The 15480-nt window shown below is 62.0% G+C and carries 12 protein-coding genes and 1 tRNA gene; 6 read left to right on the top strand and 7 right to left on the bottom strand.

Going from position 1 to position 15480, the window contains the following annotated elements:
• Positions 1-346 (top strand): transposase (locus C725_RS02765; protein ID WP_078056106.1); only part of this gene is annotated, 346 nt, incomplete at its 5' end.
• A gap of 90 nt (positions 347-436) precedes the next feature.
• Here the strand turns inward: C725_RS02765 and C725_RS02760 are convergent.
• The 4 genes from C725_RS02760 to gorA all read right to left on the bottom strand — a co-directional run bounded on the left by C725_RS02760 (position 437) and on the right by gorA (position 5395).
• Positions 437-2365, bottom strand: a complete 1929-nt coding sequence (locus C725_RS02760; protein ID WP_008600009.1) for a DUF6538 domain-containing protein — start codon at positions 2363-2365, stop codon at positions 437-439.
• A gap of 86 nt (positions 2366-2451) precedes the next feature.
• Positions 2452-2527, bottom strand: a tRNA-Glu gene (locus tag C725_RS02755).
• Positions 2528-2610: 83 nt separating this feature from the next.
• Complete coding sequence (locus tag C725_RS02750; protein ID WP_008600008.1) at positions 2611-3990, bottom strand: class II 3-deoxy-7-phosphoheptulonate synthase; 1380 nt, start codon at positions 3988-3990, stop codon at positions 2611-2613.
• 61 nt (positions 3991-4051) lie between these two features.
• On the bottom strand, positions 4052-5395 hold the full coding sequence (gene gorA / locus C725_RS02745) for a glutathione-disulfide reductase (RefSeq protein WP_008600007.1): 1344 nt from the start codon (positions 5393-5395) through the stop codon (positions 4052-4054).
• Between the two features lie 158 nt (positions 5396-5553).
• Here gorA and C725_RS02740 point away from each other — a divergent pair, with 158 nt between their 5' ends.
• Positions 5554-5913 carry a response regulator gene (locus C725_RS02740; RefSeq protein WP_038281080.1) on the top strand — a complete coding sequence of 120 codons (360 nt, stop codon included), beginning with the start codon at positions 5554-5556 and terminating at the stop codon, positions 5911-5913.
• Between the two features lie 25 nt (positions 5914-5938).
• Positions 5939-6589, top strand: coding sequence for an FMN-binding negative transcriptional regulator (locus tag C725_RS02735; protein ID WP_008600005.1), 651 nt, complete (start codon positions 5939-5941; stop codon positions 6587-6589).
• A 20-nt stretch (positions 6590-6609) separates the two neighbouring features.
• On the opposite strand, the gene C725_RS02730 is transcribed toward C725_RS02735, so the two are convergent.
• Together C725_RS02730 and C725_RS02725 are read right to left on the bottom strand one after the other, a co-directional pair.
• Positions 6610-7374, bottom strand: coding sequence for an AraC family transcriptional regulator (locus C725_RS02730; RefSeq protein WP_008600004.1), 765 nt, complete (start codon positions 7372-7374; stop codon positions 6610-6612).
• A gap of 111 nt (positions 7375-7485) precedes the next feature.
• Positions 7486-8457, bottom strand: coding sequence for an alpha/beta hydrolase (locus C725_RS02725; RefSeq protein ID WP_008600003.1), 972 nt, complete (start codon positions 8455-8457; stop codon positions 7486-7488).
• A gap of 137 nt (positions 8458-8594) precedes the next feature.
• Between C725_RS02725 and C725_RS02720 the strand changes: the two genes are divergently transcribed.
• Positions 8595-9608 carry a histone deacetylase family protein gene (locus C725_RS02720; protein ID WP_008600001.1) on the top strand — a complete coding sequence of 338 codons (1014 nt, stop codon included), beginning with the start codon at positions 8595-8597 and terminating at the stop codon, positions 9606-9608.
• A gap of 35 nt (positions 9609-9643) precedes the next feature.
• Here C725_RS02720 and C725_RS02715 read toward each other — a convergent pair whose 3' ends face one another.
• Positions 9644-11842, bottom strand: a complete 2199-nt coding sequence (locus C725_RS02715) for a TonB-dependent receptor (RefSeq protein WP_008600000.1) — start codon at positions 11840-11842, stop codon at positions 9644-9646.
• A 298-nt stretch (positions 11843-12140) separates the two neighbouring features.
• On the opposite strand from C725_RS02715, the gene C725_RS02710 reads away from it, so the two are divergent.
• Together C725_RS02710 and C725_RS02705 are read left to right on the top strand one after the other, a co-directional pair.
• A complete protein-coding gene (locus C725_RS02710; protein WP_008599999.1) occupies positions 12141-14180 on the top strand; it encodes a prolyl oligopeptidase family serine peptidase in 2040 nt (679 codons plus the stop codon).
• A 448-nt stretch (positions 14181-14628) separates the two neighbouring features.
• Positions 14629-15480, top strand: coding sequence for a ferredoxin--NADP reductase (locus tag C725_RS02705; protein WP_008599998.1), 852 nt, complete (start codon positions 14629-14631; stop codon positions 15478-15480).

Raw genomic sequence — 15480 nt, 5'->3', positions numbered from 1 at the left:
GCTCGACCAGGCGCACGACGTTCAAAGTTTTACACTGCTGTTCCGGATGATCGGTGATCGCATCGAAGCGTTCCTCGCCGACCGCGGCTATGATGCCGATGCCATCTGCGAGGAGATCACCGCTGCCGGCGTCGAAGCGGTCATCCCTGCCAAGGCGAACCGCCGAACGCCTGCTCCGCACGACCGCGCGAAATACCGCTGGCGCAACCTGATCGAACGGCTGTTCAACACGCTGAAGAACTGGCGCCGGGTCGCCACCCGCTACGACAAGACCAGAGAGTCCTACCTCGGATTCGTCGCGCTCGCCTCAGTCAAACTCTGGATACCCTTTGTCAACGAGGCCTAGTTCATGCGTCAAAATCAATCTCATTCTCTCGTCGGCTGCATTTTGACAGATGCTGTGAAAGTTAGATGATTATATCTTTTCGTATTGGTATCATGCCATACGCTTTCGAGCAGCTTTGATAACTGGGTCCCACTCAATCAATTCGTAATCGATCATATTAACTGCCTCTTTGAGGACTGTCAGTTCTGCACCCGCACCATATTTGCGTCCGACGCTGTCCGGCGCATGCCCGGCAAGCAGATCCGCGATCTCCTCCTTCATTCCGGTCCCCCGAGCCGCTCGTTTCATATCATGGCGAAAGGAATGAAAATCTTTCTCACTGTCCGTAATCCCAAGGGCGCGCAGACGACGGATAATACGCTGGGAGGCGGCCTTGGTCCGATCGCCATGCTTGTTGGCGGTAAGGTCGTCGAATAGCCATTCGGACCCAGCCGCACGCTTTCGTTCAACGTATTCCAGGAAGCCGGCCTCAATAAGTATCCAGTGCACCGGAATGTCGCGATAACCGGCCTTGGTTTTGGCTCGCTTAGCGACTTCGCCCTTCGCATGATTTTCACGTCGTTTCCTAAGTGTATCACGCTCAATGCTAATGTAGGTAATTCCGCGATCGATTTTGACGTTCCCAGGTCTTAGCTTGCCGGCTTCTTCAATCCGGATTCCCATAAGCGGAGCCATCATCACCAGCCAAAAGTCTGTCGTTCGAAGCCGATCGGTAGAATCGGTCATCATGGGGCTGGAGAAGATGACGCGCAGATCTTCCGGCGTATGGGCGAGGCGAGCATCTATAGCACTCTTCGAGCCCGTGACCTTGACGTCCTTGGCTACGTTGCGGTCCATGAGCCCCAAAGTTTCAACTGCATGGTCCAGCACCGAACGAAGCCCACTCATATGCTTTGCGATGGTGGGACCGGACAGGGTTGGTAGTTCGTCGCGGCGAGCGATCTCAATTTGATCGCGCAACGGTAGACAGCGCACCGCTGCCTTGGGACGTGAAGGGAGGCCCTTCATCGCCTCACGAAAGAGAGTGACATGGTCTTTCGATATCTGGGTCACTTCGAGGTCATCATGGAGCTCGACGAACCGGTTTATCGTGGTGTTCCATTCATCAACAAGCTTGGAGTCCTCTGGCTGTCGCGATGCTGCCCATGCGGAAAAAACCTGCAAAAGAGTTCGCGCCTCGGCGTGCTCGCCCATGACCACGCGTCGTAGATCTTTATCACCTCTATCCAGTGATGCGGCTTTGGCGCCCTGAGCGGCATGTGAGATTTCTGGGTCGGGCATATGCACGTTGCCCTTAGATGCAGTGCACGGCGCTGGTCTCAACTCAGTCGGTATTGGATGGGCTATAGCCGCCATGTCCAATTGTGGCAGTCTATAAGAGAGTAGACGGGACAAGAAGTGGTCGGCGGCAACATAAACCCTGGGGTCGGCTTCATCTAGTGGTAATCCCGCCGCCTCGAACGCGTCCTGTAGGAATGTAGAAGTGACCTGCCAGAAGCCTGCCGTATGGGCGCGCGATGCCGCTTCGGTCCCGGCAAGCGAAGCCGACATGACATCTCGATGAAGCACACGCTGCCGCGCGCTAATCACGCCACTCACCTGCGGGTCTGCATAGGTCGCATAAGCGCGGCAAAGGTTGATCGCTGCCTGACCAGGTTTAATCAATTCTGCAGCGTCAAGATGAGCGCACTCCGCCTGAGCGATAAGCTCAAGCTCGTAGGCGACTGCATGAAAGATCCCGTGCTCCGCGATCCGGGCATCCAAAAGCCTGTCGACGATCTGCACACCTTCGGCGGCGGCCGTCACGGCATTCTGTTCCCGCAGTTTTGCGAAGCGTTCATTCCACTCTAACTGCTTGGTCGAGCAGAGCAGACGCGCTTCGGACATCTTTGGCGTGTGGAGAGATTCTCGGATTTCGCGCTTACCAACCGCCTGCCGCAGGTCTGGCGGGACGATCATCCGGAACCATAGGTTCTCGGAATTAGGACGCTTCATGGGAGAAATGGGGCGACTGCTCATATGGACCACCTAAATGGACCACCCCACCTCGCGTAACTGGTTCGCCTGCCCGGGTTTCCAGCATTTTCGCGATGTATGCCACCGAATGGTGACCCCTACGGGACTCGAACCCGTGTTTTCGCCGTGAGAGGGCGACGTCCTAGACCGCTAGACGAAGGGGCCACGGGGCGGTGCGCCGCCCTGCGAGACGCGCGACCTATGGGCCGAGGCCAGGCTTGTCAAGCCGCGGCCCACAGGTTCGCACATTATGCGGCGGCCGCCTGATCCTGCTTGGCCATTTCGTCGCGCAGCTTCTCGGCAAGAAGGAAGGCCAGTTCGATGGACTGACTGGCGTTAAGGCGCGGGTCGCAATGCGTATGATAACGATCCGCAAGTGTCTCATCAGTGACAGCTGCTGCGCCGCCGGTGCATTCGGTGACGTTCTGGCCGGTCATCTCGCAGTGGATGCCGCCGGCATGCGTCCCCTCCGCGCGGTGGACGGCGAAGAAACTGGAAACCTCCGATAGGATTCGCTCGAAGGGACGGGTCTTGAAGCCGCTGGCGGACTTGATGGTGTTGCCGTGCATCGGATCGCAGGACCAGACGACATGGCGTCCCTCTGCCGCGACGCGGCGCACCAGTTTCGGCAGCCCGGCTTCGACCTTGTCGTGGCCGAAGCGGCTGATGATCGTCAGGCGGCCGGGATCATTGTCCGGATTCAGCGTGTCAATGAGCCGAATTAGCTCATCAGGCTCCAATGAGGGACCGGCCTTCATGGCAATGGGATTGCCGACGCCGCGCAGAAATTCCACATGCGCCGAGCCCGTGAAGCGCGTGCGGTCGCCGATCCACAGCATGTGGGCAGACGTATCGTACCAGCGCCCCGTAAGTGAATCCTGCCGCGTCATCGCCTGCTCATAGCCGAGCAGCAGGGCTTCGTGACTGGTGTAGAAGTCGGTGCCGTGCAGTTGCGGCACACTGTCCGGGTCGACACCGCAGGCCGCCATGAAGTCGAGAGCTTCGCCGATACGGCCGGCAACTTCTCGATATTTCTCTCCCGTGGGCGAGGCACCAACGAAGTCGAGATTCCACTGATGCACCTGATAAAGGTTTGCATAGCCGCCGGTCGCGAGCGCGCGAAGCAGGTTGAGCGTCGCGGCCGCCTGCATATAGGCGCGCAGCATGCGTTCGGGATTGGGCTGCCGTCCCGCCGCCTCGAACCCGATATCGTTGACGATGTCGCCGCGATAGGAGGGAAGGGAGGCGCCGTCCTGTTCCTCCATATCGGCCGAGCGGGGCTTGGCGAACTGACCGGCCATGCGGCCAACCTTCACGACCGGCATCTTCGATCCGAACGTCAGGACGACGGCCATCTGCAGAAGCACGCGAAACGTGTCGCGAATATTGTTCGGGTGAAATTCCGCGAAGCTTTCCGCGCAGTCGCCGCCCTGCAGCAGGAATCCCTTGCCATGGGCCACGTCGGCCAGATCGGCGCGAAGCTGCCGCGCTTCACCGGCGAAGACGAGTGGCGGATAGGTGCCAAGGAGCTGCTCGGTCTCGGCCAGCGCTGCGCTGTCCGGATAGGCGGGAAGCTGCCGCGCCTCGAAATTGCGCCAGCTCTGCGGGGTCCACTTGCTATTCGTCATGATAGGATCCTGTTCGCACAAGCAGGCGCGGGCAACAAACAGAATGTTTGCGCCGGCCCAGCTATCGCATCAACACCAATTCCTCAGCCATCGTCGGGTGAATGGCAATGGTCGCGTCGACCTGCTTTTTGGTCAGGCCCGCCTTCACCGCGATGGCGAGGGACTGCATGATTTCCGGTGCATCCGGCCCGATCATATGCGCACCCACCAGCTTCCCATTCGCGGAATCCACGATCAGCTTGTAGAGCGACCGCTCGTTCCGGTTCGCAAGAACATTCTTCATTGCGCGGAAATCGCTTGTAAAAACCTCAACGCCGCCAAGTTGATCCCGCGCTTCGCTTTCGGTCATGCCGACCGCGGCAATGGGAGGGTGGCTGAAGACCGCAGAGGGAATACAGTCATATTCGGGGCGCCACGCCTCGTCCCCGAACAGGGTGTCGGCAAGCGCGTGCCCCTCACGGATGGCGACAGGCGTCAATTGAACATTGTCGGTGACATCGCCGACGGCGTAGATATTGTCGACGCTGGTGCGGAAGTCCTCGTCGATGCAAACGGCGCCGCGGTCGTTCAGCTTCACGCCGACCGTTTCCAGGCCCATATTCTCCGTATTGGGCGGGCGGCCGATGGCGGCGAGGAGAATGTCTGCCTCCCGCACGTCGCCATTGCCGAGCGAGACCTTCACGCCGCCGCCCTCAGTCTTCTCGATCTTTTCGAACGGCGCGTTGTAGAGGATCTCGATCCCCTTCACGGTGCTGATGTGCATCAGTCGCTCGACCATGGAGTGATCATAGCCGCGCAGCAGCTTGTCGGACCGCTGGACCAGCGTCACCTTCGCGCCCAGTTCGTTGAAGATACCGGCAAATTCGTTGGCGATATACCCTCCGCCCGCGATGATGATGCTTTTCGGCAGCTTTTCGAGATGGAAGACCTCGTTTGAGGTGATCGCGAGTTCGCTGCCTTCGCAGGGGAAGGTGCCGGGGCGGGCGCCGGTGGCGATCAGGATCTTGTCGGCCGTGATGGTCTTCCCGCCGACGTCCAGAGTATGTGCGTCCTTCAGCACGGCGCGCGCCTTGAAGATTTTTACATCCTGGTTTTCCAGCGTGTTGTGATAGGCGCCCTCTATCCGTTCGACCTCCGCCAGAACGTTTTTCTGCAACGTCTTCCAGTCGAAGTTTTTGTCGCCCACGGTCCAACCGAAGCGTTCGGCGTCCACGAGATCTTCTGCAAAATGCGCGCCGATGACGAGCAGCTTCTTGGGGACGCAGCCGCGAATGACGCAGGTGCCGCCGACACGGTGCTCTTCCGCCAGGCCGACGCGGGCGCCATGGCCCGCTGCAATCCGGGCCGAGCGGACGCCGCCGGAGCCGCCGCCGATGACAAAATAGTCGAAATCATAATCAGCCATGAGCCATGCCTTCGTTCCGCAGAAAGTCTGCTGTGGGCCTTAGGGCGCGCAGACGGCGGCGGCAACGCACCGCGTTGAGCAACGAACCGCGTGCGCTCATCTTGCCATCCGGGCGTGGTCTGACCTAGGGCTGCCATCCAATATCAGGGAGGACCGTTTTGCCGGCGCGCCGAATTTTTGTCGCGGAAGACAACGCACTCGTGATGATGTCCCTCGAAGGACTGATCGAGGACATGGAGTGGGAACTCGTGGGGCCCGCCGAGACGCTGGCGGACGCGGAACGGATCGCGTCCGATTGCGAGGCCGACGTGGCGCTTCTGGACGTGAACCTGAACGGAGAGCGCAGCTTCTCGGCGGCGGAGCTTCTGATGCGCCGGGACATTCCGGTGATCTTCGCCACCGGGTACGATGCCAATTTGGCGCTGCCGGAAACCCTGTCCGACGCGCGACTGGTGACAAAGCCATTCCGCCTGGATGCGCTGGAGGCGGAACTGCGCAGCCTGGTCGGCGAGGCATGACCGAGACCGCGGCTCGGCGCCGATAGTGGGACGCCGCAGCGATAGCTCAGCGGGCAAGGCGGATCGGCTGATCGGATGCGACTGGGCGGACGCGCAGCGGCTGATCGAGGAGCGGCCATTGGCTTGGGTTTCAGCGCCCCTGCACGGTGAGGGCAGCCTGCTTCCCCTCGTCGCTCGCTATGATGCAATCGGCCGGCCGGCAGAATTGATCGGGCATTTCGCGCGCCGAAATCCGCTCGCTGCGATCGTTGAGGAGGACCCGCGCGTCGAAATTCTGTTCAAGGGGCCAGACGCTTACGTTTCGCCGCGCCATGTCGGGCGCCGCGACTGGGGGCCCACGTGGAATTACGCCCAACTTCACATCATCGGCGATCTTTTCATAGAGGAGGCGCTGACGGAGGAGGCACTGCGGCTGCTGATCGAAAAGGTCGAGGCCGGAGCGGAAGCGGCGTGGAGCGCGGAGGAACTGGGCGCGCGCTATGAGACATTGCTGGCCCACATCGTCGGCTTTCGTATCCAGGTCGGCTCAGTGTCCGGCCGTTTCAAACTCGGCCAGGACGAGGCGGCCGAGGATTTGTCGCGCATCATCGCGAATTCACCGGATCGTGAGCTTGCGCACTGGATGCGAACCGCGAACCGCGGACGGCTCGGCGAATTGGACGATATGGGCGACTAGCAGCCCCACCATCCAACCCGTCAGAACCGATATTGGCTTGGCGGCACGCCGAAGAAGCGATGGAACATCGAGGTGAACGCACTGGGGCTTTCATAGCCCACATCGAATGCGACCGTGGTGACGGACTGACCGCACGCGAGCCTTGAGACCGCTTCAAGAAGGCGCACCTGCTGGCACCATATTCCGAGGCTCATCCCGGTTTCCTGACGGAACTGCCGCGTGAAGGTTCGGCGACCCATCCCGGCGAGGCTTGCATAATCGTCAAGCGTGCGGCGTTCGGTCGGTTCGGCAAGAATGGCGTTGCAGACCCGCAGCAGGCGCGGATCGGACGGCATCGGGGCGTGAAAGGGCGCTGTCGGCATTGCGGACAGTTCCGAGATCAATAACGACACGATCTGCTGGTAGCGGACATCGTTTCCGCTTGCGCCGTCGCCGATGTGCGCCAGCTCGACGATGAGCGCCTTCAGGAAATCGCTGACCTCAATAACTCGGCAGGCGCGGGCGGCGCTGCCCGTCCGATCCTCATCGATATAGAGCGTGCGTAAAGAGACCGCGCTGCGGCACGACACTTCATGAAGCGTTCCCGACGGTATCCAAATGGCTCTGAGGGGCGGAATGACGAAGCTGGCCCCGCCCGCGACCACGGACATGACTCCAGAGGATGCATAGAGAAGCTGGGCGCGGCCGTGGCAGTGCTCCGCATCCACGAAGCCGGGCGTATATTCGTCCTGCAACCCGTAAACAGGCAGGTCTGACAGATCGCGCGCTTCATCGAAATGCTTCAACCCGACTCTCCACACCCCCAGACCGGCTGCGCATCGAAGCGTATGCTGCGGCGCAGCACCGTCAAGAGGGCGAGCGCCCGATCGCCGTGCCCCGGCTGCCGTCCGGTTCGATCAGGCGGCCTCTAACGTGTCCCGCATCCACCGGGCCGAGGCATCAAGCGCGGTCGCTGCGAGGGACGAGATACTGACGGCCTCCAGGAAGGAGTGGGTTGCCGCTGCATAGATCTGTAGGTCGATGGCGACACCGGCATCCTTCATCGCTGCGGCGAGTTCCAGATTTTCCTCCGCCAGAATGTCGCCGGCCGGAACGCAGAAGTGCGCGGGGGGCAGGCCGGACAGGTCCGCCGTCAGCGGCACTGCATAGGGAACCTCGTCAAGCGTCCGGTTTCCAATATAATTGCGCCAGAACTCCGCCATTTCATCATCGGCGAGCATGTATTCCGGCCCGTTCAGGCGTTGCCAGCTCTCACGCGGGCGGGGATCGAACGCCCCGTAATTGAGGAGCAACCCCGACAAGCCGCGCCGCCCGGCATCGCGTTCGCGCAGCGCGGTGCCGAGCGCCAGGTTGGCGCCCGCCGAATCGCCGCCGATCACCAATTTTCGGGTATCGAGACCATGCGCCGCGCCGTTCGCCCGGATCCAATCGAGAACATGGCCCATTTCTTCCAGCGCTTGCGGATAAGGCGCCTCCGGCGACAGGCTGTATTCGGGCCCGAGGACAGCGAAGCCGCTGCGCGCCGCATATTCGCGCATCAGCCGGTCATGCGTTTCGATGCTGAAGACGGTCCAACCGCCGCCATGGATGTAGAGGAGGAGGGGGCGGCCTTCACGGGGCGCGATATCGTACCCGCCGACCGGAATATGCAGGCGCATGGGCGGGCACCCGTCACCCGGGGACAAGTCGGTGCTTCTCGCCATTTCCGGACCACCCCGAACCCAGGGCGCGCGCACCTTCTCGGCAGCGGCACGGCGTGCGGCATAATCGTTCGCAGACACGGCATGCTCGGCATAGGCCGCGGCGATCCGGTCGCGAAAGCGGGCAATGTCCGGATCGACGATCGGCAGCTTGTCCTGTTCGTTCAACGCAATCCTCCGGCCTGATACATGCGCGGTCCCGCTTCATCCTTCTGGAGCGTGAGGGCTTTCTGAGGCGGGCAATTCTTCGGTGCGACCGGGCCTGCATCGTTGCGGCGAGAATGGCTTGGCGGCATCACGGCACCATGAAGACCTATTTCGATGAACGCCAGCGTCTCCACCATCCGCAGCGCGAGATGCACAATGGCGACTGGACTGCGCATGTCGAAACGCACGTCAGGGCCGACTCCATATGCGCGGCAATCGGACCGTTGGACAGGCCCGCCGATTACGGCATGGCGCCGCTCCTCGCCGTCCACGATGCCGCCTATCTGGAATTTTTGAAGACGGCGTTCGCCGAGTGGCGCGCCGCCGGCCGTCCCGGGGAGGCGATAGGTTATAGCTGGCCGGTCGTGCGCCGCCGTCCGCTCGACCTGGACAGGATCGAGGCGAAGCTGGGCCGATTCAGCTATGACGCCGGGACGCCGATCGGCGAGGAGACCTGGACGTCCGCCTATTGGGCGGCGCAGTGCGCGGTCGCGGCGGCAGAGGATCTGCATGCCGGCGCACGGCGGGCCTTCGCTCTCTGCCGTCCGCCAGGCCACCACGCCGGACGCGACTATCTTGGTGGATATTGCTATCTGAACAACGCTGCCATCGCCGCTGAACATCTGATCCGCAGCGGCAGCCGGCGCGTCGCCGTCCTGGACGTGGACTATCATCACGGCAACGGCACCCAGGATATTTTCTATGCGCGCGGTGACGTCGGATTCGTATCGCTGCATGGCGATCCGCGAACGGAGTACCCCTTCTTCTGGGGGCACGCGGACGAGCGCGGCGAAGGCGGCGGCACCGGCGCCAATCTCAATCTGCCGCTGCCGCGCGGAACGGACGCGCCGCGCTATCTTGGGGCGTTGGAGCAAGGCTGCGCCGAGATTTCCCGCTGGGAACCGGATCATCTCGTCGTGTCGTTCGGCGCCGACACCTTTGCCGAGGACCCCATCTCGAACTTCGCCATTCGAACGCCGGAGTTCGCCGCCATCGGTGCGCGTATTGCGGCGCTTGATCTGCCGACGGCCGTGGTCATGGAGGGCGGCTATGCCAGCGAGGCGCTCGGAAGGAACGTCGCGACGTTCCTGAACGGCCTCGGAGAAGGGTAGGGCGGGCGGCACGTCGCGCCGCCCGCCGCCGCGTCCTAGCGGAAATTCCAGGTCAGCGAACCGCCGATGGTGCGCGGCCGGGTGATGGTACCGGCGAAGGAGAAGGGTGCATTGACGATGCCGTAGGCGTCGAGCAGGTTCTTCGCGAAGACACCCAATTCCAGCCCCTGTGCTATCTGCGCCGATGCATTGAGGTCAAGGAGGTGGTAATCGCCCCGCTGCAGATCGGCGCCAAAGGCGACCGGGGCCTCTGATAAGAAGCGATGTGCGATGCCGAAGCGCGGCTGCATGGGCAGATCGTCAAATTCGAACGAAAGCTGATTGGCCAGCGTCCACTCGGATGAACCGGGCAGGCGTGTACCCTCCGGATAGCCGCCGCCCGGCGCTCCGGTGTCGGGCAGCAGCGAAGACAGCCGCGCATCCGTATAGGCGAGGCTGCTCGACAGCTGCATGAAGGGCGCGGGCCGCAGCGTCATCGTCATCTCGACACCGTCGATGTCCGCGCCGCCGCCATTGGTCGTATAGGCCTCGAACGTGACGGGCACGAACAGGCGGGCCTGAATATCGTTCCAATCGATGTGGTAGGCGGCGATGTCGAAGCTCAGCTGGTTCGGCACCAGATCGAAGCGGGCGCCGATCTCGTAGTTTTGCGTCGTATCGCTGTCGAACGTCAGCGGCGTTCCCGCTGCGACAGAATAGACATTGACGCCGCCGATGCGGAAACCCTCCGAATAGAGCGCGTAGAGTTTCAGGTCGTCCCTCGGATTGTAGGCGAGGGAGACCTTCGGGATGAAACCGCTCTCCTTCTGCCTTCCCGGCGCATAGTCGAAGGGCGGAATTAGCTCTGCATTCGGCAGGAATTGCAGGCGCGGCTCCGACTTGTATTCAAAGAGCCGCCCGCCAAGCGTGAGTGTCAGGACGTCGGCAAAGGTGTAGGCGGCCTCGCCGAATAGCGCGATTTCCCGGATGTCGTTGTTGCTGACCGTGCGCTGCACCAGATCGCCGGGCGCAATGTCGCTGGACGGACGCCCGCCGAATTCATCGGGATTGGCATCGATATACTCGCCGATCCCCTCGATGGACACGCGGTCCGTGCTTTCCGACCGGGCGTTCGTATAGTTTGCGCCGATCAGCCAGCTGAACGCCGTCTCGGCCGGCGATGTCAGGCGCAGCTCGGCATAGTCCGTTTTCGACGTGCCGGCCGAACCGGACAGCTGCGGCGTGTCGGTGCGCGGGTCGATGCCGACGAAAATGGAATCGTCAAACGCGAGATCGCTTTCCTTTTCCGTGTAGCTGCCGATAGCGGTCAGCCTCGCGAAACCGAGTTCCTGATCCAGCCGTAAGCTATGCAGCATGAAGGACGTATCCTGAAACTCCGCGACGTTGGTCACGCGCTCGAACGTCTCGGGATCGTCGTTGAAGATCACATAGGTCTGATCGTCGAGGTCATATTCCTGATACATGCTGAGGGCGGTCACGCGCGTGTCCGGAGTGGGTGTCCACACGATCGATCCGCGCAGTCCGCGGACGCGCAGGTCGTTGCTGCCGTCCTCGTCGATGCCCGGATTGTCGAGATAACCTGCGTCGTAGCGTTCCAGCGCGACGACGCGGACGGCGAGCTTGTCCTCTACGATCGGTACGTTCACCATCGCCTTGGCCGCATAATTGGCCTCTCCCGCGCGGCGCGTGGAGGCCGCGATGCCCTGCGCGGCGGCGTCGAAGCCCGAGGTCTGCGCCTCCTTCACCACATAGTTCACCGCGCCGCCGAGGGATGAGGATCCGAACAGGGTGCCCTGCGGGCCGCGCAGCACCTCGACACGTTCCAGATCGAAGGCATCCACGTCCGGTATGACGAGCGGAAAGCCCGGCTCGATCAGGGGGATCTCGTTCAAATAATAGCCTGTCGTCGCCTGGTTCGCCTCGTGATAGGTGGTGGAGGCGACGCCGCGCACGACAACTTCCGATACGCCGGGCTGATAATCGTTGAAGACGACGCCAGGAACGCGGTTGATATAGTCGCTGAGGCTCTGGGCGTTGAGTTCTGTCAGATCCTCGTCGGTGAGCGCGCTGACGGCACCGGCGATGTCGCGAATGTCCTCGCCCCGCTTCGATGCGGTGATGACGATGGCATCCTCCTCGCCGGTCCCCTCCTCCAGAGCCTGGCCCCAGACCGGTCCGGCCGCCGTGAGACACAGCGCCGCCGCCGTTCCCGTTAAAATCGATGTTTTCGCCATCCTGTTACCCCCCGTAAATTGCGCCAGACCTTTTCTTCCCGTTCAAATTATGTCGCGGACATGGGTTTGGACTTTGCGTTGCGGGCCAAAGGATATGCTGGAAGGGCCAAACCGGTATCTTCCCGAGCCTGCTCGGTATTCGGGGGTGCTGAGGTCGGCTAGTTCTCATGGCATGATAAATGTCGATCAATCGCTTCCGAACCGCCGCACTCTTCTGATCGGTGCCGGCAGTCTTGCCCTCGCGTCCTGCATGCCAAGGGTTCTCACATCATCCAGACCCGCCTCGTCGAACGACAAGATGCCTCGCGCGCAAAAAATACCGAAGCGGATCGAGCAGCTCGGCCGAACGCGCACCGATCCCTATGCCTGGTTGAAGGACGAGGGGCCGGGCTCTGAACGCACCCTCGAGACTCTGGCATCGCCGATTGCGGAGCAGCTGCGCGCCGAAATGGCTTACGCAAAGCGGATTCTGGCGCCGGGTGCGGACCTGGAAGAGACGCTTTTCAGCGAAATGCAAGCGCGCTCTGCCGGCGACATGGCGGCTCCCCCCATGCCGGCGGGCGACCTTCTGTCCGGAACGCCGCAAGGCCTTGGTCGACCGGTCTACAGACTGGAGTCGGGGACGGGGAGCGAGGTCGTACTCGACGAGAATGCGCGTGCGGAGGACCGCCCTTATTATCGCACCACCGGTCACCAGCGTGGCGGTTCACGCTGGTTCGTATGGGCGGAGGATATCGTTGGCGCAGACGAGTTCAGAATCGTGGCTCGCGATCTCGATAGCGGAGCGGTGCGAACGGTCGTGCCCGGCGGTGTTTTCGGCTATGGCGGCATAGCGGCGACGGGCGATGCGGTTTACTGGCTGCGCCGCAACGACCGGGCCCGTCCCGACGCGCTGATGCGCACGCCGCTTCTCGGCGGCGAAGCCAAGCTCTTATACGAGGAAGACGATCCCGCCTTCTTTCTCGGGCTGAAGAAGACCGCTGCCGGCGGCCTGATTGTGCTCAGCGCGTATAGTCCCGACCGCACGGAGATTTGGACCGTGGATGCGAAAACGCCGCAGGCCGAGCCGCAGCGGGTCGTTTCCCGTTCCGACGGCGAACGCGCGGAGTTGTTCGAGTGGCAGGATGCGCCGTTGCTTCTGACGGATCGGGGCGGCGCCTTTGACCAAAAGATCGTGCCACTGCGTGGCACGTTGGCGTCCGAACCACTCTTGCCGCATCGACCGGGTGTTCCCATCGAAATGGTGATGCCCTTCGCATCTGCGTTGGTCTGGCTGGAACGTCAGGATGCGCTGCCTGTGCTGCGTATCCTTCGTCCGTCCATGCGCGAAGCTATGACGATGCGGTTCGACGGGCCGGCCTACAATCTGTCGGTGCCGGAGGATCAGCCATTCGATGCCGAAACGATACGTGTCAGGTTCGAAACGCCCGCGACACCGCCGATCTGGTACGATGTCAACCTGAGGGACGGCAGCCGGACACTGGTGAAGAGAGCCACCCTGCCGGGTGTCGATCCCGGAGCATACCAGGTGGAACGGATCGACATTCCCTCAACAGATGGGGCCAGCGTTCCCGTTACGATTTTGCGGCGGCGAGGCGCGCGGAGCGGTCGTATGGAGGGCAGGGCGCCGCTGCTGCTGACGGGTTACGGGGCTTACGGCCTTTCCAGCGAGGCGGAGTTCTCCCTGCCCGCGCTCAGCCTGGTCGACAGGGGGTGGACCTATGCCATCGCCCATGTCCGCGGTGGCGGAGAACGGGGGCGCCGCTGGTTTGAGGACGGCCGCCGCTTTCGAAAGCATCATAGCTTCGACGATTTCAATGCCGCCGCACACGCTCTTGCAGCCTCGCACGGAGCCGATCCGCAGCGCATGGTTGCGTTCGGTCTGTCCGCCGGGGGACTGCTGCTTGGCGGCGCGCTCAATCAGGAACCCGGCCTCTTTGCCGGTGCGATTATGAAGGTGCCGTTTGTCGACATGCTCAACACGATGAGCGATGCGGACCATCCTCTCGTGCCGCTGTTCCGCCCGGACTGGGGCGATCCGCTCGCCGATCCAGAGGCCTATGACTATATGGCCTCGATCTCCCCCTACGAGAATGTGAAGCGTGCGCCATATCCACCGATCTTGACGACGGCCGGTTTGAAGGACGATCGGGTGGCGTATTGGGAACCAGCAAAGTTCATCGCAGCCGTTCGTGATCGAAGCACGAGCGGGAAGCCGGCCATTCTTTATCTTGATCCGGAGGCTGGGCATCAGCCGGATGCCGGTAGCGCTTCCGCTTTGCGGGAAGCGGCGCGGTTCTGGACGTTCGCCATTCGGGCGGCTGCACACCAGTTCTAGATCGGAAAAGCCCGATCCTGAATCGCCCCGGCGGCAACAGGGCGCTGCGGAAGAATGAGGTCCTACGCGCCCTGCACGTTTTGCGTCAGGCGGCGGGTAAGCCTTATCAGGCCAAAGAACGCTTAAAAACGATATCGACTCGCATTAGCGTGTATGGCATATGATCGGGATGGCAGACGCGAACAGAACAATATCCCGTTTCGTCCCGGAAAAGCTGTCCTGGCTCCGAAGGACGCAGCGGCGCCGGCGCAACCAGATCCGGATTTGCAGAACATCCCCCAGACAACCCGCATTCTCGTACCGAGAGCGTTCGGCAATCTCGTAACCCCGCCCTGGGCGCCTTCGATTGATGCGCGTCCAGATACGGACCGGCGCCGGAACTCACGTCCTGCGGCGCCGGTCCGTATGCCGCCCTCGATACCTTAGGAACACAGAGGAATTTTCGTTCATGAACATGCATTCTCGTCCCTCGGTCCGGATCCCGGCCCATACGAGTTTCGACACGGTTCAGGTCACCGGCGTGCGTCACTGGAACGAGCATCTATTCAGCTTCACGGCGGCACGGCCGCGGAGCTTTCGCTTCCGATCCGGTGAATTCGTCATGATCGGTTTGCCGGGCGAGGTCGTCCACGGGGCCGATGTGACTACCGATGGCTCCCCGCCGCGACCGGTGATGAGGGCCTATTCCATCGCCAGCCCGTCTTATTCGGACGATTTGTCCTTCCTGTCGATCAAGGTTCCTGACGGTCCACTGACGGCGCGCCTGCAGCGGGTTCGGCCCGGGGACGAAATCTATCTTGCCAAGAAGCCGACAGGTACGCTGGTCGCGGACGCATTGCTTCCGGGAAAACGCCTGTTCCTGCTATCAACCGGCACTGGCCTCGCACCGTTTCTCAGCGTGGCGCGCGATCCGGATATTTACGATATGTTCGACCAGATCGTCCTGGTGCACGGCGTGCGCCGGGTCAGCGATCTGGCGTATCGGGCTGAGCTGGAGGCGAAGCTCAGCGGCGATCCGCTGATCGGCGACGCCGCCCTCATGCAGTTTCATTATTTCCCGACCGTCACGCGCGAACCGTTCCGCAACAACGGACGTATTCAGGACGCTCTGAACTCTGGCCGTGTGTTCGCGCCCCTGATCGGGGGGCGTACGCTGGATCCGGATAGCGACCGGGTGATGATGTGCGGTAGCAGCGCCATGATCCGCGACCTGTCGGAGATGCTGGATTTTCTTGGGTTCGAAGAAGGTGCCAATTCCCGGCCCGGCAGCTACGTACTCGAGCGGGCGTTCGTCGGTTAG

The organism is Pacificimonas flava, from assembly GCF_000342165.1.
Classification (GTDB): domain Bacteria; phylum Pseudomonadota; class Alphaproteobacteria; order Sphingomonadales; family Sphingomonadaceae; genus Pacificimonas; species Pacificimonas flava.
The sequence above is the reverse complement of the archived record's forward strand: the minus strand, read 5'-3'. Positions and strand labels throughout refer to the sequence as shown.

What these genes read in the sequence shown, in the direction of transcription:
- C725_RS02760 (WP_008600009.1), bottom strand. Translation starts at nt 2,365, where the DNA reads ATGAGCAGTCGCCCCATTTCTCCCATGAAGCGTCCTAATTCCGAGAAC.
- C725_RS02750 (WP_008600008.1), bottom strand. Translation starts at nt 3,990, where the DNA reads ATGACGAATAGCAAGTGGACCCCGCAGAGCTGGCGCAATTTCGAGGCG.
- gorA (WP_008600007.1), bottom strand. Translation starts at nt 5,395, where the DNA reads ATGGCTGATTATGATTTCGACTATTTTGTCATCGGCGGCGGCTCCGGC.
- C725_RS02720 (WP_008600001.1), top strand. Translation starts at nt 8,595, where the DNA reads ATGAAGACCTATTTCGATGAACGCCAGCGTCTCCACCATCCGCAGCGC.
- C725_RS02715 (WP_008600000.1), bottom strand. Translation starts at nt 11,842, where the DNA reads ATGGCGAAAACATCGATTTTAACGGGAACGGCGGCGGCGCTGTGTCTC.
- C725_RS02710 (WP_008599999.1), top strand. Translation starts at nt 12,141, where the DNA reads ATGCCTCGCGCGCAAAAAATACCGAAGCGGATCGAGCAGCTCGGCCGA.
- C725_RS02705 (WP_008599998.1), top strand. Translation starts at nt 14,629, where the DNA reads ATGAACATGCATTCTCGTCCCTCGGTCCGGATCCCGGCCCATACGAGT.